A 24,318-nucleotide genomic window follows, 5' to 3' on the forward strand; every position below is an offset into this window, starting at 1 on the left:
TAAAAAACGTGTCCAAACACGATCATCGTTGCCTCTCTCGGTACGCTTACGAGGTTAGCTGACGGATTCGGGCGTGAGAGTCGCCCTACCTGCAAGGAAGTGCTTTACTTCCCCAAAGGATTCACCCCATGTGCCGCATAGACGGCACGATTTGGTTCCCCCGCTTCCGTTTTTCACGGGACTCAGCGATAAAGACGGTATTACTACTCTGAACAACCGCAGCAGCATTCACCCTGCAGTTGAATGCAACATTACTAGTCTCATCATCCTCTCCCCCGTAAACAATCGCCATAAGGATTGTTTACTTCAACACTTCCGAGGTTAGCTGACGGATTCGGGCGGTGAGAGTCGCCCTACCTCAAGACAAGAACCCATGGTATTCAAGTCTTACGGATTCACCCCTGACCATCCGAATTCGACTCTCACATCGAACATGGATCATCGTTTGGTTCCCCCGGTTCCTTAAATAGGAATTCAGCGATTCAATTTGGAAAAATTGAATCTTGAATTGTATCTTACGCCTGCGAATCAGGAATGTAAAGCATTGCAAAATGGAAATATAGATGAATTACTTGTGCTTTTGAAATATAATGTCACTTATTTTCATGATTTCCTTTGACTATCTCACTATTTCTCGCTTTTTCATCTATCAAAAATAAGAAAACCCGAGCGAAGCCCGGGCCTTTTGATGTGCGAACATTGTGGTTGGGAAGAGAAACTAGCGATAATTGATAAATTGTACCTCGATTGGCAAATCCGCTTGATTAATTGCCGCAATCACTTTTTGTAAATCGTCTCTGCTTTTACCCGTAACGCGAATTTGGTCATCCTGTATTTGGCTTTTCACTTTCAATCCTGTCTCTTTGATGATTGTGTTGATTTTCTTGGCGTTCTCCTTGTCGATTCCTTGTACCAGCTTCGCCCGCTGTCTGACAGTGCCGCCGGCAGCCGGTTCCAACTTGGAGTATTCCAAATTTTTTACAGAGACACCCCGCTTGATCAGCTTGCCGAGCAGAACATCTTTTACTTGACCGAGCTTAAACTCATCATCGGATACGAGGACGATTTCTTCTTTCTCTAGTGAAATGCTGCTTTTACTCCCTTTAAAGTCAAAGCGGTTCTCTATCTCTTTCAAAGCGATGTGAATGGCGTTGGTCACCTCTGACAGGTCCACCTGTGAAACAATGTCAAATGAACTTTCTTTACTCATCCCGCGTCTCCCTTTCATTTGATGCTGCTGTATGATACTACCATTTTACCACAGTTGAATCGAGAGCGTGCATGGTAACCCTCAAACAACGAGTTGAGAACTGGAACCAGGAAAAGGGGGACCAGTGCGCCACAGCCATCGTTTGATCTCGTCTCCGACCTTAGACAAAAAAAGACAACTTCCGTGCGTTACTCCAGTGACCAGTGCGGCTTCGGCTCCTTCATGCTGACGATCAGTCCCAGTGCCAGCATGTTCGTGACCAGTGAACTGCCGCCGTAGCTGACAAACGGCAGCGGCAATCCTGTGATCGGGGAAAGACCGATGTTCATGCCGATGTTGACAAAGATCTGAAAGGCCCACATCGTCACCATGCCGCTGATAAAAAAGGCGGCAAACGGATCGGGGGTAGTCATTGCCCACTGTACCAACCAATAAAAGAGCAGCAGGTATAACAGCAGCAAAACACTGGCACCGATAAATCCCCATTGTTGAGCAATGACCGCAAAAATAAAATCGGTATGCTGTTCGGGCAAGCGTCCCCCTGCCATCGGCAGCAGCCGGAAGAGATTGGTCCCGCTCAATTGACCGCTGCCCACTACTTTTCTCGCTTTGATATACTGATACCCGCTGCCTAGCGGATCGGCTTCCGGGTGCAAAAAGGAGGTGAGCCGCTCGAATTGATGGGGCCGGACCACCTCGTAAAAGATTTGGGGTGAAATGCTGTGCAGCGAGTACAGTCCGATCGCCAGCAACATGCCGCACAACAGCGCCCCGGCATGGATCCAGCGGGACAGCTTGGTCAGCACAAAAAAACACCCCAGCATTGACAAGTAGACAAGCGCCATCCCCAAATCGGGTTGAAGCATCAGGGCGGCCATCGGAATCAGCAAAACCAACAAGACCTGAAGCAGCGGCCATGAACGGTCAAACACCCCTTGCTGCTGTTCATACAACCGGGCCAGCAGGAAGAGCGTCGTGATGCGGGCCAGTTCAGAAGGCTGTACGCTGACAAAGCCGAGGTCGATCCAACTGAGTGCCCCATTCACTTTTTTCCCCAGAAAAAAGACGCTGAGCAAGAAAGCGATGCCCAGCACGTAAAGCCAGAGGGAATACTGCGACAACCGGTGGTAATCGCAGCTGCGCAAAAACAGCAGCAGCCCGCCCCCCATCAACGCCCAAATCAGCTGTTTGACGACGTACTTCTGGCTTGTGTAGTCCCGGGTCGCTGTGTAAATGGCGACCAGGCTAACGGTCAAAAGGCACAGCAAGGTAATATAGATGAGCGCTTCCCGCTGTTTGGTGTCCGGCAAGGCAAACTCCTCCTGGCTTCCCGTATTCCCAGGTAGTTTGCCCCAATCCTGCCTGTTTTTTCACGTATCGCGAGAAGGTTTTTACTTTGCGCTGAACTGCACATCGCCCATTTTAGTCTGCAAGGCAACGACTGGTCCCCCGGTTCCGATCGTACCGGTCACCTCGTTGTCCGATACCTTTGTAAGAGCATACCGGCAGCATCTGCTGCAGCATCTCCAGCAAACGTTTTGAGGTGAACCTGTGCCGATGACGGGGCAGTCAAGCTCGACAGCACAATATCCCCGGCAGATGACTCGACTTGGATGTCTTTCTCGATCCCGTTCATCACGATCGCGACATCACCCGCGCTATTTTTGACGGACAATCCCGCGGCAATCTTTTGGGCAGACAGATCGCCTGCCTTCTGCACGACATCCAGCGCATCGCCGGAAAATCCGTTGATGTCAATGTCGCCGGCGAGACTGGATACCGCTGCCTGTCTTGCCTTGACTCCCTTAAGGGAAATGTCACCCGCTTTCGAGTCGATTTTGAGCTCTTCAAACGTTTTTTCCGGCAGCGCAACCTCGATTTTTGCCCCTGGCGAGAATCCGATCTGCAGAGAATTCTGCAGCATCTTTGCCGTAACCCGGACCACTCCGTTGGATGTTTCGGCAGCCAACTCGTATTGCTCTTTGCGCTTCTCGTCTCCGAACAATTTCACTTCAATCTGATCGGTGGCACCCGGTAAGATCTCGATATCGGCAGCGTCCGAAACCACTTCCAGCCGTTGAATCCCGGCAGCGTCCTGATTTGCTTCGGCCAACAACTGCCGCTCAAGCGGATGAATCGCCGGAAAGCCCTCAATCGAAATCACAACGACGCTTCCCAACACCCCGATTGCCAAACCGATAAGCGCCACGATAGTCACTTTTTTCAACAGTTGATCCATTTTATCTCCCCCTGATGATGCGAACGTTCACCTGCAGGTATTTGAGAAACAAGCGGTAGATCCACTTCGTTAGGTAGATCATCCCGACACCCAGCAAAAGGCCGAGACTGCAGGTCGTCATCACCAAAAAAATCGGCCCGATCCCGGTAAGCGAACCGTTCAGCATGTATTCACCGACGAGCGCAAACGGTGAGATGATCAGCGCCAGTGCCGCCGCGTAGAGCGCGACCAGAATTCCAACAACAGCCACCAGTGGCCCGGCTACGACCAGCAGATTGAAAAAATCCCATCCCGACCGTGGCAAGGACCGCGCGGGTGACATTCCCCATCGAGACATGCTCCTTCGCCTTGCCGATGTAGTAGTTCGCGATCAATTCCTTTGCGATCGCTTTGGGCTGGCCCAGCGCCTTGCATACTTCCTCCTCGCTTTTTCCCGCTTCCATGGCAATCGCAAAATGCTCCTCGTAGTCATATAAAATATCGCGCCGCTCGGCTTCGGGAAGTACTTTGAGCAAAGCTTCCAGCGTCCCGATGTATTCAGCCCTCTTCACTGCCAATACCCTCCTCGATTAATTGGTCTACTCCCCGGGAAAATGTCTTCCACTCCGCCACCAGCGCGGACACATACGCTCTTCCCCGCTCCGTAAGCTGGTAGTACTTGCGCGGCGGCCCTTCGGTCGACTCCACCAGGTAGGTAGAAAAGTACCCCTCCTGGGTTAAGCGGCGTAGCAGCGGATAGACACTCCCCTCAGCGATCTCGAACTTCTCCGAGATGCTGTTGACCAACTCGTAGCCATACCTGTCTTTTCGTACCGTCAGGGCGAGCACACACAGTTCCAGCACCCCTTTCTTGAACTGGACATTCAAGCACCCATCACCTCTATGTTAAGTGTTGTTATTAAGTACTGTTCATTACGAGGTACTGTGCAATGACATATTCTTGAAGCAAGAAAATCATACCATCCGGTACTGTATATTGCAAGGTACCAAACAAAGCTTTTTTCAAGTGGTTTCGTAAAATTGGTTGGAAGCCGCTCACTACTGAATCATTCGTTGCAATAAAACGGCGTTGGGCGCTGATCCACCCAACGCCGCACTGTCGGCAATTTTAGTCCCTTTTCGGAAGTATCAAGCTCCAGCCAACTCCTCCATCTGCTCCAGCAGTTCTTTAAACACGGCCAATGCCTCGCTGATCGGTTCGGAGGAGGTCATGTCTACTCCCGCCCGTTTCAGCAGCTCGAGCGGGTAGTCAGAACCGCCGCTCTTGAGAAAACCGAGGTAGCGCTCAACCGCGGGCTGCCCCTCCTCGAGGATTTGCCTGGACAGCGAAGTTGCGGCAGAGAAGCCCGTAGCGTACTTGTATACGTAAAAGTTGTTGTAAAAATGGGGAATCCTTGCCCATTCCAAATCAATCTGCTCATCGACAACCATGTCCGGGCCGTAGTACTCCACATTGAGCTGACGGTACAGCTGATTCAGCGAGTCGGCTGTCAACGCCTCGCCTGCTTCCACTTTGGCGTGAATCGCCTTTTCAAACTCGGCAAACATCGTCTGGCGGTAAAGCGTGCCGCGGAATTGCTCCATGTAGTAGTTGATCAGGTACATGCGCGTCGCTTTATCGCTGGTCGTCGCCAGCAGGTGATGCATCAACAGCGCTTCATTGCATGTCGAAGCCACTTCGGCGACAAAAATGCGGTAGTCGGCATACGTGTATGGCTGGTTGGTATTGGAAAAGTAGCTGTGCAGGGCGTGGCCCATTTCGTGTGCCAGGGTAAACATGTTGTTGAGGTTGTCCTGGTAATTCATCAAGACGTACGGATGCGCCGTATACGTGCCCCAGGAATACGCACCGCTGGTTTTTCCTTGATTTTCATAGACGTCGATCCAGCCGGAATGGAAGCCTTTTTTCAGCACCTGCAGGTACTCGTCGCCAAGCGGATGGAGTGCCTCGGTAACGGTATCCACTGCCTGTTGGTAGGGGATCTCCATCTCCACCTCGTGGACGATCGGAACGTATAAATCGTACATATGTAATTCATCGACACCGAGCAATTTTTTGCGCAGGGCAACATAGCGATGCATCAGCGGGAGGTGTTCCCGTACGGTCGCAATCAGGTTGTCGTATACGGAGATATCGATGTTGTCGGAAAACAGCGCGGCCTGCAGGGCGGAGTCAAACTTGTGCGACCGGGCGTAGAAGACGTCCCGCTTCACTGCAGCCGTCAAGGTGGCGGCAATCGTGTTGCGATGCTGTCCGTATGTCGCGTACAGCGCGTTAAACGCATCCTGGCGAACGCGCCGATCCCTGCTTTCCATAAATTGGATAAACCTTCCTTTTGTCAGTTCCACCTCTTCCCCGTGTTCATCCTTGATCATCGGGAATTTGATATCGGCGTTGTTCAACATGTTGAAGATCGTGGAAGGCGCATTCGCCAGTTCACTCGCTTCCGCCAACAACGCCTCTTCGGCGGCAGACAGCGTATGGGGTTTGTAGCGCGTGATCTCTTCCAAAAGAAAACGGTAGTGCTCGAGGCCGGGCTCACTCTCGATCATCTGGGAGAGCCGGTCCTCGGGGATGGCCAGAATCTCCGGCTGTATGAATGCCAATGCTCCGTATACCTGGGTGCTCAGCCCGGTCGCGCGGTCTGTCAGCGCCTGATAGGTCGCATTGGCATTATCTTCGTCGCGCCGCATGCGGGCGTACACGTAAACCTGGTCCATCGTTTTGGTCAACTCGTCCTGCAGGGTGAGTGCTTCCAATAGATGCTTGCCCGACTCAGACAAGGTTCCCTCTTTTTGCTTGATCTGTCCAATCAGTTCTTTCACTTTTGCTGTATCCTTTTCCCAATCCGCGTCAGACGCATACATGTCTTCCAGCTTCCACTTGTATTCGGCAGGAATTTCGCTCCGTTTCGGGAGCGCCTTGCTCTTGTTCATGTCGTTCACTCCTTCGGTTTACGATGAGATCTCAGCAACAAACAGCCATACACCCATTATCGGATAGGAGCCGCCCGTTCTATTCGAGCTTTGCCGCGCAGGCTCTTTTTAAACGTAAACCATTATCTTCCTGCCGTCAATGCCTGCCGGGTCCGATTCCAGCATGATTCCGCCATCTTGGCAGCGGGACCGCCCGTCCTGCGGTTTGCCTGCCGGGACAGTGCGAGCCCGCCGCCGATCCAAGCCTTCCGAAAAACACCTGTCGCTCAGTCATTTTGCTTCATGTCGATATGCTTCCCATTCTTTTTTCAAGGACAGGACAGCGTGGTACAGTTGGGTCCGCTCCCTGGCAGCCTCCTCCTCAAATCGCTTCTGGCGCTGCTCCCACTTGCTGATTTCCCTCTGCAGCTGGTCGAGCTCATCTTCCAGCTGTTCGACCCTCTCCTGCAGTTCTTTGTTTATCACAGAGGTGTCATGCCCCGTCGCTTTCGCGGCAAAGCTCTCCTGGCCGACTCCTTTTTCCAGGGGAAACATTCCGTGGAAAGGGACCGAATCATACGGCTGCCTGCTTCGCTTTTGTCTGTTCATAGACGCTTCCTCCTCTCCTCTTATCGTATGAAAAAAACTGGGCGGGGGTACTCGCGGCAAAAAGAAACAGCCGCCTGAGCGTTCAATGCGGCTGTTTATGGTCCCGTTTTTGCGGCTGGCGGCGAAAGCGCAAACTGTAATTGCGGGCCTCTTCCGCGCTTTTAATCTGCTGTCGCTGCCATTCCAGCAAAATGCGGTCTATGTATCGGATGTAAAGCTTGCCGACGGATATCGCTTCCCGCATGGCGGCCAGAATCAATTCTTCGGAGTACTTGTCTTCCTCTACCCAGATATGGAGGGTTTCTATCTCGATCGGCGAGAGCGGCCGTCCAAAGGCTTGCTCAAACTGCGAATAAAGCCCCGTTCCGTATTCCTTCGCCGGCACCAGGTTCAAACCCGTGCCGAGGCCCAGCACCGACTCGCTAAGCACCTTCTGCTCTTCCTGGAGGCAGTGGTACAAACGGCGGTACAGCGGCTCCAGGTTGTAGCTTTCGTAGCGCATGCCGCTCTGCGGATCGACATCCTCGTCGATGGTGATATACTCCTCTTTCAACAGCTTCTGCAGGAGTTGAATCAGCCGCAAACCGGACATTGAGACGCGCTCCTCTAACTGCTGCAAAGTAGGAAAGCGGTTCCCTTCCTGCTGAAATGACAGGAGGTGGATGATCAGCATCATCTCCTCATCTGAAAGAGACATTCGCTTGTATTTCTTCATCAATAAGTTAGAAACGGAGGTAGAACCTTCCTGCAGCAATTGAAGAATATGTCGATCCATGTCGTAACCTTCACCCCAATTTCTATTATAGCAAGTCCCGGCTGGAAAGCACAGTGAAAAAGCGACACCCCGTTGCCGATAACAACAGGGTGCCAAGGAATTCGTTATGGGTACAGCCGGTAGAGCATGCGCGGGAACGGAATCGTTTCCCGAACGTGGTCCAGGCCGCAGATCCACGCAACCGTCCGCTCCAGCCCGAGACCGAAGCCCGAGTGCGGCACGGTGCCGTACGTCCGCAGATCCATGTACCACTTGTACGCTTCTTCCGACAGCTGGTGTTCCTGAAAACGCTGCTCAAGCAGTTTGGGATCGTCAATCCGCTGACTGCCGCCGATAATTTCTCCGTATCCTTCCGGTGCGATCAGATCGGCGCACAGGACAACTTCCGGCCGCTCGGGATCAGGCTTCATATAAAACGCCTTGATCTCGGTGGGATACTTCGTAATGAACACCGGCTTGTCGTAATGCTCTGCGATCGCTGTTTCGTCCGGAGCCCCGAAGTCGTCTCCCCACTTGATCTCATGCCCCTTCTCCTGCAGCAGGCGTATCGCGTCATCGTAGGTGATCCTTGGAAAGGGCGTGCACACCTGCTCCAGCTTGCTCGTATCCCGTCCGAGTACCTTCAGCTCCGATTGACAGTTTTTCAGCACGGACTGAACGATGTGGGTGACAAAGTTTTCCTGGATGCGCAAGTTTTCTTCGTGATCGACAAACGCCATCTCCGGTTCGATCATCCAGAACTCGATCAAGTGGCGGCGGGTTTTTGACTTTTCCGCCCGGAACGTCGGACCGAAGGAGTAGACCCGCCCCAAGGCCATCGCTGCTGCCTCCATGTAAAGCTGGCCGCTTTGCGACAGATAGGCATCCTCGTCAAAGTACTTGGTATGGAACAGGTTGGTCGTACCTTCAGCTGAGGTAGGCGTCAGGATCGGCGGGTCTACCTTGTAAAATCCGTTCTCCTGGAAAAATTCGTTAACGGCGCGAATGATCTCGGAGCGGATCGCCATAACAGCGCGTTGACGGGGCGAACGAAGCCACAGATGGCGATGGTCCATCAAGAAATCTACCCCGTGCTCTTTCAATGAAATGGGATAATCGTGTGTAATCTGGATAATTTCAATGCCCGTTACGGTCAATTCGTAGCCGCTTGGCGAACGTTCATCAGCCCGAACGACTCCGGTTATATACAGAGAGCTCTCCTGTGTCAATTGGCTGGCCTGCTCCCACGTCTTCTCGCTTACTTCCGCTTTCACAACGACACCTTGGATGAAACCGGAACCGTCACGCAGTTGGAGGAACTGTATTTTTCCGCTGCTGCGTTTGTTGTAAACCCAGCAGCCGAGTTTGACTTCTTCCCCTACATGCTGCCCGATACAGGCGATGGTAGTTAGCATCTGCGTTTTCCCTCCATTTTTCCGAAACAATAGCCCCATCAATTATACTATTGGAGTCGGGCGAATTCAACGCGGGAAATAACGTCAAGCCACTGTGAGGGAACCCGTTCAAGGAGCCCTGTTCCGAGTGGAATGGCTCCCTTGGCTGACAACGCTCGCTTATGCGATCCCGTTTGTTTTTAGCTCGTCGTCCCCGCGGTCATAAGCCTGGGAAGATTCTTGTTTGAGATGAGACGCCTTGTCATCGGAAGATTTTTTCCGCCTGTTTTTCGACAGTTTCTTGGCTGACGGCTCACCGTCGGTCGCAGGTTTTTGGGGAGCTTCCAGCGATGGAGCAGCCATCTTTCCGCTGGCCGGTCCCAGAATCAGATCCTCCGGCAGAGAATGTCCCGGACTGGCTAAGGAGTTACCGGGAACTTCCGCTTGAGCTGCCTTTTTGCCGATCGCGATCCAAGTGAGGAAGCCGCTCAATTCGCCCCCTGACTCCATTCTCGTCACTGCGATGGTGGCAGCAACAGGCGTGCGTGCATACAAGCTGGCAAAGCACTTGGGATGATTGGACATCGCCACAATGACATAATCCTCATCCGCAAATGGCTCTTGCAGGCGGACTTCAGTGAAAAGCGTCTCCTGGTCATGTTCGAATGAAAAGGAGATGATGCCAAACAACTGCAAGGTCCCTGTTTCCCCGCTGGCTGTCTGCACCGGACTAAAGGCCAGATGCTCCTCATGTACCGCCGCTTTCTTGATGTTTCTGGAATCAACGGCATCTTCTGCCAAAATTTTTTCTGTAACGGCACCGCTTTTCAGGTGATCGGTCTGAACAGATTGCATTGCCAGTTTATTGCTGCTGACCGAGCCGTTTTGCAGGTGGTCGGCGGCAACAGATTGTATCGCCAGCTTTTCCGAGGAGACGGCTCCATTGACGAGCTGCTCGGTGCCAACAGAACCTACGGCCAGCTTGTCGCGGGTCACGGCTTCCCTGCAGAGATGTTCGGTTGAGACGGAATGTTTGGCCAGCTTCCTCCCGTCAATGCTTCGGTCGCTCATCTTCTCTCCCGTGACACTTTTATTTTCCAGTTTTTCGGTTGTCACCGCCCGGTCTTTTACGTGTTCGGTACGAATGACTTGCAATCCGAGGTGCTGCTCCAACACCGACTGATCGGCAAGCTTTTCTTTGCTGACGATTCCGTTCGCCAGGTGCTCATTTTGAACGCATTCCGCCGCCAATTTTGCCGAGGTAATGGAAGCGTCTGCCAGCTTCGCGCTGGTAACCGATTTATCGCACAGTTTGTCGCTGGACACGCTCTCCATAGCGAGTTTGGGGTTGGTGACCACACGGTTTGCCAGGGAATTCGTCGTCACCGCGCCGTCGGTGAGATGCTGCTGTTCGATAGAGCGCTCTCGTATATGAAACGAGGAAATGACCTGTTTTGCCAGTTTGTCGGAAGAGACGGCCTCGTTTCTGATGTGGCGAGTATCAACGGCATTTTCGATCAAATGTTCCGAAGTGATGCTTTTTGGAAGCAGATGTTCCCCGCATACGGCACCGGGATTCAGGTGCCGGGACTGGACAGCGTTTGCCTGAAGGTGGTCGGTGCCAACACTCTCGGGTTCCAGCTTTTCCGCCGTCACAGCATGATTTCTCAACTTTTCCGTCGTGATGGCGCCATCCGCCAATTTTGCCGAGTTGACTGCGTAATTGGCCAAATGGGCGGTTCCAACGGCTCCGTTCCTGAGTTTTTCGCCAGTGACCGCCTGATCCTGAATCTGTTCGGTCATAACGGACTGCGGGTGAAGGTGTTTTGAGTGAATCGAGCCATCGGCTATTTTCATCGAGTCGATCGTCTTGTCCGCAAGCTTATCGGAGGTGATGCTGCTGTTCATCAGTTTGGCTCCGGAAATTGTACGGTCCCTGACTTTCTCACCGGTGACAGATTCATTGGCAAGGTGGCTTTCCTCAATGGACAGCGGCGCAATTTTGGTTGCAGTCACACTGCAGGGCGCAAGCTTGCTGCCGTCAACGGAGAAGTCGGCCAGCTCGTATGTGCCGATGCAGCCCGGCTTGATTTTGGAAGCGTCAATCGAATGGTTTGCAATTTTTTCCGTGGTCACTGCCTGATCGGTTAAATCGTCGGTGTAAATAATCGAACGGCTGTGATCCTTTCGCTCCGTTATGATCTTGATGTAGTCCTTTTGATTAGAAGAAACGCTTCCCTTCGACGTCGTCTGCAGGGGAGCATTGACAACCGCCTTCTCTGTGAGGGGAACCGGCTTCGTAAACTCCCCCAGCCAGTCTAATTCATCGAGCAGCGGATCAGTTGATCGGGCGGATTGTTTCGGTTTGCCTGTTCGCCTTCGGCTGTGTCTTGCCATGTTCATCCTCCCTCCACATGTATATCGTCAAGCTACCCATATGGTATTCCTGCAGCGTAGACAAAGGCACGGGTAAGGGGCAAAAATCAGCAAACGCCCTGAGCAGTTGTGAATACGAGCCAAAATCCGGCAGAAGAAAAGCTTCGATTGAAAGCGATCGGAGGATGTTTCCCTACCTTATCCCGTAAAGATGGGTGAGTCTGCAGGATTTCTACATGCTCACCCATTCGCGACTATGAAGTGGGGCTTTTGACATCTTGCTCTGCCTCGGAAATCGCTTCCGACGACGGTGTCAACGCGATTACATCTGTCTCCTGCGGTTCAACTTCCTGGGTTTCGACAGCATCCTTTTCCGGTACCGTCATTTCACCACCCGCACCTTCGGACGCTTGGGCGCTTACCGTCTCGGCTCCCCCCTGGCCGGCTTCCGCAGGCAGTTCTTTCGTCTCGCCTGCCTCGCTTGCCTCCAGGGTGTCGACTCTCTCCCCGCGCCGGCCAACCGAGATCCAGGAGATAAAACCGCTGATCGCCCCGTTCGTCTCTCTTCTGGTGACTGTTATGACAGCCCTGCTCTCCGTCACGGTTTTCAGGCTGGCGTAACAGCCTGGATGATTGGTCATCGCTACGATGACGTAATGGGGATCGGCGTACGGTTCTTCAAGCTGGATCGACACCTCCACCTGTTTGGTGCGCTGCGGAACTTCAAAGGGAATGACGCCAAACTGCTGCAGTGTTTCCCCTTTTCCCCGATTCGTCTGCAGCGGATTAAACGACAGCTTTTCAACCGTCAGCGACTCATCGGCCACATGCTCCGTTTGCACGGCGGATTCCGCCAATTTTTCCCCGGTCACCGCCCCGGCTGCAAGGTGACCGGTCCCTACTGCCCCCGCTGCCAGTTTGGTGCCTGTCACGGCAGCGTCCGCTACATGTGCCGTCCTGACTGCCCCGCGGGCCAGTTTCGCCCCGGTGATCACCTCGTCTGCCAGGTGTTTGGTCGAAACTGACCCGCTTTCCAGCTTCGTTCCGGTAACCGACCGCTCGGCAAGGTGTTCAGCTGCTACTGCCCCTTTGCCCAGTTTCTTAGCGGTAATCGCACCGTTCAGGATATGTTCCGCCGAGATAGTGCCCTTGGCCAGCTTTTCGCCGGTGATAGCATCGGCCGCCATGTGTTCGGCTGTGACGGCCCCCGCTGCCAATTTGCCTGAGGTTACGGCACCTGCGGCCAGCTTTTCCCCGGTGACCGCTTCATCGACGAGGTGGACCGTTCCAACTGCTCCATTGGCCAATTTTTCGCTTACGACGGCCGCGTCCGCCAAATGGGCTGTTTTTACGCCTCCGCTCGCCAATTTCTCACTTGTTACTGTTTCATCTGCAAGATGAAGCGTGTTGACCGCTCCGCCGGCCAGCTTCTCGCCGGTGACCGCTCCATCCGCGAGATGGGACGTCGTGACTGACTCGGGAGCCAGCTTCTCACCCGTTACCGTTCCATCGGCCAGGTGCCTCGACAAGACTGTCCCGCCTGCCAGCTTCTCGCCGTTAACCGCTTCGTCCGCAAGATGTTCGGCGCTGACAGCACCGCTCTCCAGCTTTCGTCCATTGATCGCCCGGTCCACGATCTTCTCCCTGACTACCGCTCCGTCTTCCAAATGGACCGTCCCGATCGTCTCTCGAATCAGATGATTGCCATGGATCGATGCCGCTTTGATATGCTCTGTCTCGACGCTCTCAGGAGCGATCTTACTGCTCGTGATCGATCCCGGGGCAATTTTGTCTGCTGTAACGGAAAGATCCTGCAGCTTTTCCGCGGAGATGGCTTTATCCTCTATGTGTTCCGATTGAACGGCATTTACCACAAGGTGTTTGGCATGTACCGACCTGTCAGCAATCTTTTCGGCAGTAACCGAGCCTTCAGCAAGATGATGGTTGCGGACAACATCCGGAGCCAATTTTTGTGACGTGACAGCGAAGTCTGACAGCTTCGCTTCTGTGACCGACAGATCGATCAGCTTATCTGTCGAGACACTTTCTGTGGCCAGCTTTGACGTTGTGATGAGGTGATCGGCCAGATTGTTGGTGACGACAGCTCCGTCCGCCAGATGTTTTCGTTCCACCGATCGCTCGCGCAGTTGATGGGATGTAACGGAGTTCTTGGCTAACTTCTCGGCGGTGATCGAATCATCCTGGATGTGCTGCGACTGCACGGCTTGCGGGGCGATGTGTTTGCTCTCAATGCTCTGTTTTTCGATTTTTGTATTCGTCACGGCTCCGTCCGCCAGTTTTTTGCTGGTGACTTGCTTATCCGCTATCTGCTTTGCGGTAATCAGCGAATCTTGCAGGTGGTGGGTCTTGATCGAGGACGGCTGCAGGTGAAAATCGGCCACGGCCTGCTTCCCCAACTTGTCGGACGTTACGGCGTGATCGGCGAGGTGCTGCGTCGATACGGTTTGTTTCGCCAGTTTTTCTCCGTTCACGGAGTGGTTTTTGATGTGCTTGGCATGTACGCTTCCTTCCCCGAGATGAACGTCACTGATGGCGTGTTTCGCCAGTTTGTCCCCGTTGATCGATTGGTCGGCGATATGGTGGGTTTGCACCGCTTGAGGCGCAAGATGTTCGCTCCCAATCCCTTTTTTGCTGATCTTGTCTTTCGTGATCGCTCCATCGGCGATTTTCTTCGTCGTCACCTGCTGATCGCCGAGATGTTTTTCTGTAATGATTTTTTCTGCCAAGTGATGGGTTTGGATCGAGGCTGGTTGAAGGTGAGCATCTGTGACCGCCTGGAGAGCCAGTTTCTCAGCGGTGATGAGCTGGTCGGCCAAATGCTCTGGTCCGACGCTTTTCTTTGCCAACTTTTCCGCTGTTACCGAATGATTCTTCAAGTGGCGCGAGTGGATGATCTCCTCGCAGATGTGTGCTTCCGTAATGCTTTTTTGCGCGATATTTTCGCTGTGCACGGCTCCGATCGACAGGTGCCGCTGCAGGACGGAATGCGGTTGGAGCTGCGAAGGGCCGATACAGCCCTCGGCCAATTTTTCCGACGTAACGGACCCGTCCCGCAGTTTTTCCGCGCTGACTGCTCCGTCGGCCAGCTTGACAGCATTGATTGCGTAGTTGGCAATTTGGTTTGCCTGAATGGTTCCGTTGCGAATCTTGTCGGCCGTGACCGCCTGGTCTTGAATCAATTCCGTCGTGATGATGAGCTGCTTTAAGTGTTTGGACTGAATCGAACCTTCGGCAATCTTGATCGAATCGATCGTTTTGTCTGCCAATTTATCTGAGGTAATGCTGCCGTCCATCAGCTTATCTCCGGAAATCGTCCGATCCTGTATTTTCTCCCCGGAGATGGCTCCTCTGATGATGTGTTCCTCGCCGACCGAAAACGGGGCCAATTTGCTCGAGGTAACGCTGTTATTGGCCAGTTTTGTGCTGTCTACTGCGTAATCGCTCAATGCTTCTGGTCCGACGCTTCCGTCTTTCAGTTTGGCGGCGTCAATGGCGCGATTGGCAATCTTTTCCGTCGTAACGGCCTGGTCCGTGATATCGTCTGTGTAGATAAACGCACCCGCATGCTGTTCTTTCCGCTCTTTGACGATTTTCGTGAAATGTTTCTGGTTGGGCAAGTCCTCCTCTTGCGGTACTGTTTGCAGCACCGGGGTCGGCGACGCTTTCGCATGCGTTCGGTAGCTTTTTTTATTTTCTTCAGATTCAATGATGTCTTCAAGATTAATCATTTCCTCTAATTCGAGTTCATCTAATAAAAAATCCGGAACCGGTGATGATTTTTTCGGTTTGCTCAAGCGCCTGGGTCTTTGTTTGGCCATATCTGGTCCTCCTTTTCCACATCTACAAACCTTGCTACAAATATGGTATTCCGCCTGCTAGACGAAGGCACAGAGATCAGGAAAAATAGGCTGGCGCCCAAAAAAACAGCGCACCTCGGCCAGTACCTGGCAAAGATGCGCTGTTTCCAGTAAAAGCGGCTTGAATTACACATGCTGTTTTTTCGTTGGCCCGGGTGTGGTCAGCTCCCGATAAGCAGTTTGAAGCAGTCCGGCCATCTCGTCGGCGAAGTAAGCGAGCATCTTCTCCCCTTTTTCCCGAGTCGCCAAAGTAGCGTCGCCATAGACGCCGCTCTTGCTCATTTGGCCGAGCGACATGGTCGATTTGCCGTAGAGCGGCGGCTTGTCCGGATATTCGCGAACCGCTTTGTGCATCTGCACCAGCTCCGGGCGAAGGGCCAGCATCAGTGACGTTTCAAACTCACAGGCGTGAATCATGCCATGCCACGTCGGCGATTCGCAAACCTCCGCAAACATGCGGTCCATTCCCGGATAAAACAAGTAGATCACGGGCATGTCCAATTCGTCCTGCAATTCGCGGGCGGCGTATTTCATCGACGAGTTGTTGGCATCATGCCCGTTGACCAGAACGAGCAGCTTGACGCCGTATCGGGAAACGCTGTGAGCCACGTCTTTGATCACCGCTTCCACGTGATCCTGTTGAAGCGATACGGTACCGGGAATATCGCGCCATACCCAGGAATATCCAAAAGGCATCGTCGGCAGCAGCAGCGCTCCGGTCTTCTCACAAATCTTTCGAGAGAGTCCCTCCGCTAAAAAGATATCGGCGCCCAAAGGGAGATGATGACCGTGCTGTTCCGTCGCACCGAGCGGCAGGACGGCGACAGGAAACTCCTGTACGGCCGCTGCAGCTTCATCCCGCGTCATGTATTTGAGTTCTTTCACTCCCATCAAGAGTCACCTCACTTTTTCAGCGTTTGTACCAGTTTGACATATTCAGCCGCGCTCTTGCGGATCGCATCCAAGTGTTCACGGGTTGCGCCGCGGGGGACCAGGTCACTGCCAATCCCAAACGAACTGCATCCGGCGGCGTAAAATTCCGCCAGGTTTTTCCGGCTGATCCCGCCGACTCCCATCAAGTGGAGCCTTGGAAACGGTCCAAACAGGTTTTTCACATAATCGCTGCCGAGCGAGCCTGCTGGGAACAACTTCACCACTTCAACGCCGTCAGCCAGCGCTTGCATCACCTCGCCGGGAGAAAACACTCCGGGGAAAATTTGCACGCCTTTGCCCAGGACGTAGCGGGTCAATTCCCGATCCCAGCCAGGCGTGATGATGTACTGTGCCCCGGCTTCTATCGCCTTATCCGCCTGCTCGGCGGTGGTGACGGTTCCGGCGCCAAGCTGCAGACGGCCTTGAAACTCGGCGGCAAGGGTCCTGATGCAGGCCAGACCCATCTCCTCTTCACTCAGCGAAACCTCCATCCACGAAATGCCCTCATCAAGCAAAGTGCGGGCCACGGCCGAGACATGCTCTGCCGCAACGCCGCGGATAATCGCTACAATTTCACCTTTTTGCAAGTTCATAGGCTCCCCCTTAAAATGCCAGCCAGCGGGCTGGATTTTTGATGAAAATCGTGTCGATCTGCTCTTGTGTGATGCCTTCATCGAGCAGCCGGGGGATAAATTTGGTGATGATGTATTTGAATCCGGGACCTCCGCCGTAAGCGTGCAGGTAGGATTGCCGGCCCATATCTCCCGAGATCAGCAATTGTTCCAGGAACCCGTTGTCAATCATGTTTTTGATCAAGGCGACACGGGTGCTGTCGGGGTAGTACTTCACTTTGCCGGGCCCGTCGAATTGAACGTAAGCGCCTCTCTTGGCCAGCTGCAAATGGTAGTACGGATCAGCGTTGCGGTCGCTGTGGCCGACCGCCACTACCGACAAGTCAACGCCTTCTTCTTCCAAAATATCCAGCATTTCCATACCCATGGTACCCGCTTCGGTGTGCAGCCAGATCGGCGCGTTTGTCTCCAGCTGGGCTCGGGCTACAGCGCGCGTCACTTTTTCCTCCAGCGGATGGATCAGCTGCAGCCAGGATCCTGCCTTGAGGAAACCCGCTTTCGCGTCGCTGCCGTCCATTCCCACCGTCACATCGTGAACCAGGCGATCTTTGATCTGGTCGATGCTCTCTTTTTCCACCCAGTCCGGGAAGTAGATATGCTTGTTAAAGCCAGTCGTACCAATGACATGGACACCGGCTGCTTCCGACATGCTTTTCAATTTATTGCCGTCACGTCCGTAATCGAGAGTGGAGGCGTCAACCAACGCCTGACCGCCGACCGATTTGAAGTTGAGCAGTTCCTCCAAGGAGGCATCGTAGTTGGTCAGCTCCAGGTCGCGGTCTTTTTGCGACGGCGGCGGGCAGCACCACAAATGCTCGTGCGAATAGGTAAAGCCCAGTTCTTCAGGTGAAATGTCACCCAGTACAGTACGGATTTTTTTCATCTCTTACCACTCCTTGTCTTTATGCTGTAGGTGAAGATGATGCGGCCCCAACCGCCGTGGTGCTGACCGGGCCGGCAGGGGCCGGGAAGCCAACAGATGCCGCTCCTGTTCAGACGCCGAACAACATGCCGACCAATCGCATGAGAATGACGACGATGACGGCATCAGGCGACGCGAACCACAATCCCTGCACGCCGTATTTGCCCACGTCGATTAGCGGGTACGCCAGTGCGATCAAGAGCGAGAAGGTAAAGCCGAGGAAAAAACCGCCGACAACCGCTCCTCTTCTGCCCCCAACCGCGTTGCCGAAGACCCCTGCGGCGCCGCCCATGAAAAACAGACCGATAACGGACGGGAGTACAACCACCGGCAGCCACTTGGAGATAAACGTAACCAATAGTCCGCCGACCATCGCCGCCAGGAAGCCGATCGTCACCGCGACCGGTGCGAAGGAGTAGAAAATCGGCACGTCCAGCGCCGGTTTGGCACCGGGAACGATTTTTTCGCCCACCCCTTTAAAGGCAGGAATGATTTCCCCCAGGAACATCCTGACCCCTTGCAGCAGGACCAGCACGCCGGCGACAAACGTCAAGGCATGGATGATGGCAAACAGGATGGTGTTTTGTCCCTGGGTGATGTCAGCCATTTTCGCCGGGTCGACGAACAGGGCCGTAACCACGTAGACCAGCACCATCACTATCCCCATCAAAACGGACATATCTTTCAAGAAATCAAGTGATTTTGGCACTTTCATATCTTCCGAACTCTTCGTCTTGTCACCGACCAGTCCGCCAACCCATCCGGAGAGGCTGATCCAGGAACTGCCCCAGAAACCGAAGGCGACGCTGTCGTTGCCGGTAACCGCTTTGAAATAGCCGGGAACAAAACCATCGAAATCCCTTGAACCACAGAACCGATCACGACTGCTTTTACCCCTGTGATCCCCATCTGGTCGAGCGTAATGGCCATCGTTCCGGCGAAGGAAAACATCATGTGTCCGGTAAGGAAGATGTACTTCCACGGCGTGAATCTCGCCAGCACCAGGTTGATCAGAAAGGAAAAGACCATGATCAGCGCTGTATCCTTGCCAAGAACAACCTGAACGGCCGCGACCAGCGAGTTGTCCTCTGCCACCATCCCGTTCAACCCAAACGCGCTGGTGAACATCGTGCTGAACAGAATCAGCGCGTTGACGATAATCCCCGATCCCGCTTGCAGGATTAAAAAGCCGAACAGGGTTTTCAGCGTTCCTTTCATGATGTCTGATGTCGATTTGCGAAGCGCGATCAGCCCGACGGCAGCGATAATCCCCAGAATGAATGCGGGATTGCTCAAAATGGCAGTAAGAAAATTCAGCATGTTGGCTATGCCCCCTTGGTGTCGGCAATCCGCCTGATCACAGGCATCACTTTCGCTTCGATCTCTTGTTTGTCGAGCAGGTTGTCAATCGCGACTACTTCCACGGACTCTCCCGACAGCTCGGCGGCAATCTCTCCGGATGCGACCATAAAGTCACAAGTCTTTCCTTTGGCCGAACCCAAATCGACCGCTTCACCATCCACTGAAAAACCGTGTTTCTGTGCAATCGCCTGCACTTCCATCAACAGCATCAGGCTTGTACCGAAACCCATCCCGCATACCGTTACCACTCTCATCTCTGATCTCCATCCTCTCGTTTTCAGGTTTTTTCTTTACTGGATTGCCCGCTGCAGTTCTGAAAAAGTCGCTGCCTCCATGATCCCTTGCAGCTTGTTTGCATCCCCCAGAACGCTGGCCAATGCCTGCAGCATGCCGATGTGGCCCGTATTGTCCACTCCGCCGATGGCACACACCAGGCGAACCGGATCATTGGCAGGATGTCCAAAAACCACCGGCTCCTTCAGCCTGACCAGCGACAGGCACTGCTCCTTCACCCCGTGCTCGGGCCGGGCGTGCGGGATTGCGATTCCCGGCGCCAACACGATATAGGGGCCAATTTCCCGAAAGCCATTGACCATCGCATCGACATAACCGGCCTCTGCCTTGCCTGCTTCAACCAGCAGGCTGCCGGCCAGCCGGATTGCCTCCTCGGCCGTTTTTGCTTCAGCATCCAAACGTACAACTTCTTGGCTTAATGGCAGCATTCGCATCTGTCCTCTCTAGTCGAAGTCAATCACTTTCTGTTTGGTCCGGCCGGACAAGGAGATCCGGTATTGATACCGGTCGGCCCGGCAGATCATTTCCACCCTCTCCACCGGAGTGCCGTCGGACAGCATGGAGTCACGGGTGATGTGCAGAACAGCCGAATCCGGCGGTATCTCCAGTTCGAAAGCCTCCAGTTCGGACGCTTCGCGGGCCCTGATCAATTCATCGGCACGTTCGATTCTCAGGCCGTAGGTGGTCTCCAGTTCGCTGTACAGGGATTCGTTCGGCAGCCCTCGCTCGAGAAACCCCGGCAAAAACTTGGCTCGCAGGTAATTCATCATGATGGCGATCGGTTCTCCGTCGGCACAGCGAATCCGTTTGACGCAGATCATGCTTTCGTCGGGATCGAGTCCCATCTCGGCAATCATTTTTTTCGAAGGCTGCACTTCTACGATCTTCAAGCCCTTGGTTCCCGGAGTCTTCCCTTTTTGCCTCATCTCTTCCGTCCAACTGGTAATACTCTCCATATCCTGGGTGATTTTCGGCTTTTGCACAAAGGTTCCCCGGCCTTGCTGTTTGACCACCAGCCCTTCTGCAACCAGCGAATCGATCGCCTTTCTGACCGTCATCCGGCTCACCTGGTAGGTTTTTTCGATTTCCGGTTCGGTCGGGATCATGTCCCCGGGTTTTAAATGCTCTTCGATATACTCGCGCAAGCTCTTTTGAAGCTGCACGTACAGCGGTTCATGAGAATCCTTGCTCAACACGGAATATCAACCCCAAAATTCATCATAATGTTTAATCATCTGAATTCGCTTTCATATCTAAACATTACAACGTTATAATGAATTTGGCAAGGTTTTTTCTTCAATTTTTTACTTTCAAATAGTAACATCAGCAGTTAAACCGCATGAAAACGGGATTAATCCTGCGTTTTCACCCTTTTCAAGTCCAGCTCAATCAAAAGTTAAGATTTATAAATTCATTATGATGTATGTATATCGTTCGTAAAAAAAGCCAGCGGCCTTTTACACCGCTAGCTCTTCAACCGGCTGTATTTTTTTCAGCATATCCCGGAAGGAATCTCCGCTCAATACTTCTTGATCCCACAAGATTCGCAAACTGCCCGCAAACACTTCATCATGTGCTTGAAGCAGCTTTCTCGTCCGCTCGACCAAATCTTCCAGAATGCGGTTTACTTCCTCATGCACCTGTGTTTTGTCGATGTACTGCAGATGGACAATCCCCAGCTCCGACATGCCGCTTTGGACGATCTCCTGCGCCATACTCAGCGCTTGTTCAAAGTCGTTCTTGGAACCGGTGCTGCGTCCGCCGAAATAGATCTCTTCCGCAACCGCTCCCCCGAGACAGACCATGATCTGCTTTTCCAGGGCCTCTTTGGTGTAGAGGTAGCGGTCTTCCATCGGATTCTGCCGGACGTAGCCCAACGCCTGCCCGCGCGGACTCAGTGTCACTTGGGAAACAGAGCCGGGCCGGACGCGCTCGCTGACGATTGCGTGCCCCAGTTCGTGCAGGGCGACCCGCCGTTTTTCTTCGTCGGAGGCTTCCCGGTCGCTCTTTTCGCCCATCATGACCTTGTCGACAGCCAATTCAAAATGCTGGCCGGTAATCTTCTCCGCACCTTCCCTCATCGCATAGATCGCCGCTTCGTTGGCGACGCTTTCCAACTGCGCTCCGGAAAATCCAAACGTCTCTTGGGCAATCCGCTCCACGTTCACGTCGCTGGCCAGCGGCTTGTTCGCCGTGTGGATCTTGAGGATTTGTATCCGCGCCTTCTTGTCCGGCAGATCCACGGAGATATGCCGGTCGAACCGGCCGGGCCGCAGCAAAGCGGAATCGAGCATATCCTTGCGGTTCGTCGCCGCGATCAACAGGATGCGCGGATTGTCGCTGGTTGTGATCCCATCCATCTCGGTCAGCAGCTGGTTCAGTGTCTGATCGTACTCCCGCTGCTGCTGCCCATCCCGCTTTCCGCCGATGACGTCAATCTCATCGATGAAGATGATGCCGCTGTCTTGGCCGTTCCTCTCCGCCAGCTGCTTCACTTCACGGAACAGGTCCCGCACGCGCTGGGCGCCTACACCGACGTACATCTCCACAAATTGCGAGCCGGACGCCGCGACAAATGCTGAGTTGGTATAGTTGGCGGCCGCTTTTGCCATCAGCGTCTTCCCCGTACCGGGAGGACCTGTCAGCAGCACGCCTTTTATCGGTCTGATCCCGTACTTTTCCAGGCTATCCTTGTGGATCAAAAAGTCCAACGCTTCTTTTAGTTCGCGTTTGGCCCGCTCCTGCCCGCCGATATCGGAAAACTGGACGTCCGTTTTCACGACGGCATGTTTTCCCGCCTTGCTTCGCGTTTTAAATCCGCCCATGCCGGTCTGGCGCGAAAAAAAGAAAAGAATCCCCGCCAGGACAGCGCCGAACAGCAGGAAGGGGCCGATGTTAATCCCCAGAAACATCATGAAGATCAAAACCGCCGGAACCGCACCGAAGAGAATCTCCTTAGCCACGGATCGTCACCTCATTTCCTTGCTGGGATAGGCGCGGCAATATGGCATAATACTGTTTGGAACCGCGCTGCAGGTAGATGTACACATTAGTGTCGTCCATGCTGGAAGCAGCCAGATCCAAGTGATTCGCGTCTTTCCACTTGTTCAGGATCGCAGGTATTCTGCTGTACTGATGCAAATCCATTGCCTCCGTGATGTCAAATATTCCGTTCGACCAGATCTGCTTCAATTCCGGGTCCTGGTTCGTCAAGTGAATTTCTACTTGTTTGCCTGCCGAAATTGGCTTGATCGCGGCCAACAGCTGTGCGTATTCGCCGGCAAACTGGTCCGGTTTTGTTATCGTCAGGTTCATTTCGATGCGCTCTTTATCTACGAGTAAATCAGCCAATTTGGCCGAGGTCATCTGATTCACTTCTGTGCGAATTGGCTCTTCAATCGCCGTTTTCTGATAGATAAACCATCCGCCAAACAGGAGAGCAAGCGTAGCGAGCAGCGAAAGCACAACCGGTACTTTACGTACGGACACACAAACTCCCCCTTCTCTCACATGTTGCATCTCGTCTATCAGGTTTAACGCCTATCAGTATATCACATTTATACAGCACAGTTCGCATGTAGATGTTGGGATCAAGCGACAGGCGCTTGTCTCTTGGGCTGCCCGGCGGCGATAATAGAGGGAAGTGGCAAACTGGAGCTGCCAAAAAAGGGGGTGTACGATTGAAAGCGACTTGCATCAGATATCATCAATTCGGCGACCCGCAGGATGTATTGCAGGTAGAGCAAACAGACGTTCAGGGTGCCGGTGCCGGGGAGGTCCTGGTGCGGATGATCGTTCGGCCGATCAACCCGTCCGATCTGATACCCGTGCGGGGCGCGTATGCCCACCGCATCTCTCTGCCGGCCGTCCCGGGATACGAAGGGGTCGGCATTGTGGAAGAAGTCGGCCCCGGCGTTCCGAAATGGCTGCTGGGCAAGCGCATTCTCCCCCTGCGAGGGGAAGGCACCTGGCAAGCGTATGTCAAAACGGCTGCGCAGCTGGCTGTTCCCGTCCCGGACGGGATCGACGATCTGACGGCTGCACAGCTGTACATCAATCCGTTGACCGCTTGGCTGACCTGTACAGAAGTGCTGCAGTTGGGCGCAGAGGACGTCTTACTGATCAACGCCGGGGGCTCTTCTCTCGGCCGCATTTTCGCCCAACTCTCAAACATCCTCGGATTTCGCTTGATTGCCGTGACCAGAAGCAATGCCTGCACGGAGGAGCTGATCAGACTGGGCGCTTCAGCCGTCATCAATGCCGCCCCTCTTCGCGATACCGTTATGGAGCTAACGAACGGCCGTGGAGCAAGTGCTGCCGTCGATTCTGTCGGAGGGATAGCCGGTGCAGAGTTGGCCTGCTGCCTCCGTCCGCAGGGGATTGTGCTCAGCATCGGACTTTTGTCGGGGATACCTGTCGATTGGGCAACCATCGCGCGGCGTGCAAACGTACGGGTCAAATTGTTTCATTTGCGGCACTGGAACCAACAAGCGTCGGTGCAAACCTGGCACCAGACATTTCATCGGGTGATGGAACTGGTTTCCAGCCAAAAAGTGAGGTTGGGGACGTCCGGCGCAAGGTTCCCTCTGGAGGAGGTGAAGGCCGCTGTCCGCTTGGCCGATTCGCCGGGGGCGCACGGTAAAATTCTCATGGAAGGCGCTGGAACAGCCGCCCGTTAAGAAAGGCTTCAACTGAAGCTTTTCATGCAGGTTAAGGAAGCCGTCTCAGGAAGCTATATTTTCTTATCCTGTCACGGCAAATAAGCCGGCACCGGTCAAGTGCCGGTGCCAGCTTAGGTA

General features: G+C 53.7%; 21 protein-coding genes, 1 pseudogene and 2 riboswitches. Of the genes and pseudogenes, 1 reads left to right on the forward strand and 21 read right to left on the reverse strand.

Going from position 1 to position 24,318, the window contains the following annotated elements; translation table 11 throughout:
- Positions 1–27: 27 nt before the first annotated feature.
- Positions 28–198: riboswitch (cyclic di-AMP (ydaO/yuaA leader) on the reverse strand.
- Between the two features lie 97 nt (positions 199–295).
- Positions 296–490, reverse strand: a riboswitch (cyclic di-AMP (ydaO/yuaA leader).
- A 228-nt stretch (positions 491–718) separates the two neighbouring features.
- From HGBM_RS17525 to HGBM_RS17635, 21 genes and pseudogenes are all read right to left on the reverse strand, one after another.
- A complete protein-coding gene (locus HGBM_RS17525; protein WP_019122388.1) occupies positions 719–1,210 on the reverse strand; it encodes a YajQ family cyclic di-GMP-binding protein in 492 nt (163 codons plus the stop codon).
- 188 nt (positions 1,211–1,398) lie between these two features.
- Complete coding sequence (locus HGBM_RS17530; protein ID WP_019122389.1) at positions 1,399–2,520, reverse strand: FtsW/RodA/SpoVE family cell cycle protein; 1,122 nt, start codon at positions 2,518–2,520, stop codon at positions 1,399–1,401.
- 158 nt (positions 2,521–2,678) lie between these two features.
- On the reverse strand, positions 2,679–3,449 hold the full coding sequence (locus HGBM_RS17535; RefSeq protein WP_019122390.1) for a DUF4097 family beta strand repeat-containing protein: 771 nt from the start codon (positions 3,447–3,449) through the stop codon (positions 2,679–2,681).
- Position 3,450: 1 nt separating this feature from the next.
- Positions 3,451–3,699, reverse strand: coding sequence for a DUF1700 domain-containing protein (locus HGBM_RS31830; protein ID WP_245553013.1), 249 nt, complete (start codon positions 3,697–3,699; stop codon positions 3,451–3,453).
- Positions 3,620–4,000, reverse strand: a complete 381-nt coding sequence (locus tag HGBM_RS27835) for a DUF1700 domain-containing protein (protein ID WP_051029714.1) — start codon at positions 3,998–4,000, stop codon at positions 3,620–3,622. Before HGBM_RS27835 ends, HGBM_RS31830 begins: the two co-directional genes overlap by 80 nt.
- Positions 3,987–4,316, reverse strand: coding sequence for a PadR family transcriptional regulator (locus HGBM_RS17545; protein ID WP_019122392.1), 330 nt, complete (start codon positions 4,314–4,316; stop codon positions 3,987–3,989). Before HGBM_RS17545 ends, HGBM_RS27835 begins: the two co-directional genes overlap by 14 nt.
- A 261-nt stretch (positions 4,317–4,577) precedes the next feature.
- Positions 4,578–6,386, reverse strand: coding sequence for an oligoendopeptidase F (pepF, locus tag HGBM_RS17550; RefSeq protein WP_019122393.1), 1,809 nt, complete (start codon positions 6,384–6,386; stop codon positions 4,578–4,580).
- Positions 6,387–6,656: 270 nt separating this feature from the next.
- On the reverse strand, positions 6,657–6,974 hold the full coding sequence (locus tag HGBM_RS27840; protein WP_019122395.1) for a hypothetical protein: 318 nt from the start codon (positions 6,972–6,974) through the stop codon (positions 6,657–6,659).
- Between the two features lie 82 nt (positions 6,975–7,056).
- Positions 7,057–7,749, reverse strand: coding sequence for a DnaD domain-containing protein (locus tag HGBM_RS17565; protein ID WP_019122396.1), 693 nt, complete (start codon positions 7,747–7,749; stop codon positions 7,057–7,059).
- A 104-nt stretch (positions 7,750–7,853) separates the two neighbouring features.
- Positions 7,854–9,143: an asparagine--tRNA ligase gene (gene asnS / locus HGBM_RS17570; RefSeq protein WP_019122397.1), complete on the reverse strand. Its 1,290-nt coding sequence runs from the start codon at positions 9,141–9,143 to the stop codon at positions 7,854–7,856.
- Between the two features lie 159 nt (positions 9,144–9,302).
- The gene (locus HGBM_RS17575; protein WP_026074502.1) at positions 9,303–11,519 is read right to left on the reverse strand and encodes a WIAG-tail domain; all 2,217 of its coding nucleotides are present in this window, start codon (positions 11,517–11,519) and stop codon (positions 9,303–9,305) included.
- 233 nt (positions 11,520–11,752) lie between these two features.
- Entirely contained in the window at positions 11,753–15,337 is a 3,585-nt protein-coding gene (locus tag HGBM_RS29020; RefSeq protein WP_051029716.1) for a WIAG-tail domain, read from the reverse strand.
- 165 nt (positions 15,338–15,502) lie between these two features.
- The gene (locus HGBM_RS17595; protein ID WP_019122398.1) at positions 15,503–16,267 is read right to left on the reverse strand and encodes a creatininase family protein; all 765 of its coding nucleotides are present in this window, start codon (positions 16,265–16,267) and stop codon (positions 15,503–15,505) included.
- An 11-nt stretch (positions 16,268–16,278) separates the two neighbouring features.
- A complete protein-coding gene (locus HGBM_RS17600; protein ID WP_019122399.1) occupies positions 16,279–16,902 on the reverse strand; it encodes a bifunctional 4-hydroxy-2-oxoglutarate aldolase/2-dehydro-3-deoxy-phosphogluconate aldolase in 624 nt (207 codons plus the stop codon).
- A gap of 10 nt (positions 16,903–16,912) precedes the next feature.
- A complete protein-coding gene (locus tag HGBM_RS17605; protein ID WP_019122400.1) occupies positions 16,913–17,824 on the reverse strand; it encodes a phosphotriesterase family protein in 912 nt (303 codons plus the stop codon).
- A 109-nt stretch (positions 17,825–17,933) separates the two neighbouring features.
- Positions 17,934–19,183: pseudogene (locus tag HGBM_RS27855) on the reverse strand (PTS ascorbate transporter subunit IIC).
- A 5-nt stretch (positions 19,184–19,188) separates the two neighbouring features.
- A complete protein-coding gene (locus HGBM_RS17615; RefSeq protein WP_019122401.1) occupies positions 19,189–19,479 on the reverse strand; it encodes a PTS sugar transporter subunit IIB in 291 nt (96 codons plus the stop codon).
- Positions 19,480–19,515: 36 nt separating this feature from the next.
- Positions 19,516–19,947, reverse strand: a complete 432-nt coding sequence (locus HGBM_RS17620) for a PTS sugar transporter subunit IIA (RefSeq protein WP_019122402.1) — start codon at positions 19,945–19,947, stop codon at positions 19,516–19,518.
- Between the two features lie 15 nt (positions 19,948–19,962).
- Positions 19,963–20,715 (reverse strand): GntR family transcriptional regulator, encoded by a 753-nt coding sequence (locus tag HGBM_RS17625; protein ID WP_019122403.1) that lies wholly within the window; start codon positions 20,713–20,715, stop codon positions 19,963–19,965.
- Positions 20,716–20,976: 261 nt separating this feature from the next.
- On the reverse strand, positions 20,977–22,482 hold the full coding sequence (locus tag HGBM_RS17630; protein WP_019122404.1) for an AAA family ATPase: 1,506 nt from the start codon (positions 22,480–22,482) through the stop codon (positions 20,977–20,979).
- Positions 22,475–23,008 carry a hypothetical protein gene (locus HGBM_RS17635; protein ID WP_019122405.1) on the reverse strand — a complete coding sequence of 178 codons (534 nt, stop codon included), beginning with the start codon at positions 23,006–23,008 and terminating at the stop codon, positions 22,475–22,477. Before HGBM_RS17635 ends, HGBM_RS17630 begins: the two co-directional genes overlap by 8 nt.
- A 191-nt stretch (positions 23,009–23,199) precedes the next feature.
- Here HGBM_RS17635 and HGBM_RS17640 point away from each other — a divergent pair, with 191 nt between their 5' ends.
- Positions 23,200–24,198, forward strand: a complete 999-nt coding sequence (locus HGBM_RS17640) for a zinc-dependent alcohol dehydrogenase family protein (protein ID WP_019122406.1) — start codon at positions 23,200–23,202, stop codon at positions 24,196–24,198.
- Positions 24,199–24,318: the final 120 nt, after the last annotated feature.

The sequence above is a fragment of the Brevibacillus massiliensis genome, from assembly GCF_000311785.1.
GTDB lineage: Bacteria > Bacillota > Bacilli > Brevibacillales > Brevibacillaceae > Brevibacillus_C > Brevibacillus_C massiliensis.

What these genes read in the sequence shown, in the direction of transcription:
- HGBM_RS17525 (WP_019122388.1), bottom strand. Translation starts at nt 1,210, where the DNA reads ATGAGTAAAGAAAGTTCATTTGACATTGTTTCACAGGTGGACCTGTCA.
- HGBM_RS17535 (WP_019122390.1), bottom strand. Translation starts at nt 3,449, where the DNA reads ATGGATCAACTGTTGAAAAAAGTGACTATCGTGGCGCTTATCGGTTTG.
- pepF (WP_019122393.1), bottom strand. Translation starts at nt 6,386, where the DNA reads ATGAACAAGAGCAAGGCGCTCCCGAAACGGAGCGAAATTCCTGCCGAA.
- HGBM_RS27840 (WP_019122395.1), bottom strand. Translation starts at nt 6,974, where the DNA reads ATGAACAGACAAAAGCGAAGCAGGCAGCCGTATGATTCGGTCCCTTTC.
- HGBM_RS17565 (WP_019122396.1), bottom strand. Translation starts at nt 7,749, where the DNA reads ATGGATCGACATATTCTTCAATTGCTGCAGGAAGGTTCTACCTCCGTT.
- asnS (WP_019122397.1), bottom strand. Translation starts at nt 9,143, where the DNA reads ATGCTAACTACCATCGCCTGTATCGGGCAGCATGTAGGGGAAGAAGTC.
- HGBM_RS17575 (WP_026074502.1), bottom strand. Translation starts at nt 11,519, where the DNA reads ATGGCAAGACACAGCCGAAGGCGAACAGGCAAACCGAAACAATCCGCC.
- HGBM_RS29020 (WP_051029716.1), bottom strand. Translation starts at nt 15,337, where the DNA reads ATGGCCAAACAAAGACCCAGGCGCTTGAGCAAACCGAAAAAATCATCA.
- HGBM_RS17595 (WP_019122398.1), bottom strand. Translation starts at nt 16,267, where the DNA reads ATGGGAGTGAAAGAACTCAAATACATGACGCGGGATGAAGCTGCAGCG.
- HGBM_RS17600 (WP_019122399.1), bottom strand. Translation starts at nt 16,902, where the DNA reads ATGAACTTGCAAAAAGGTGAAATTGTAGCGATTATCCGCGGCGTTGCG.
- HGBM_RS17605 (WP_019122400.1), bottom strand. Translation starts at nt 17,824, where the DNA reads ATGAAAAAAATCCGTACTGTACTGGGTGACATTTCACCTGAAGAACTG.
- HGBM_RS17615 (WP_019122401.1), bottom strand. Translation starts at nt 19,479, where the DNA reads ATGAGAGTGGTAACGGTATGCGGGATGGGTTTCGGTACAAGCCTGATG.
- HGBM_RS17620 (WP_019122402.1), bottom strand. Translation starts at nt 19,947, where the DNA reads ATGCTGCCATTAAGCCAAGAAGTTGTACGTTTGGATGCTGAAGCAAAA.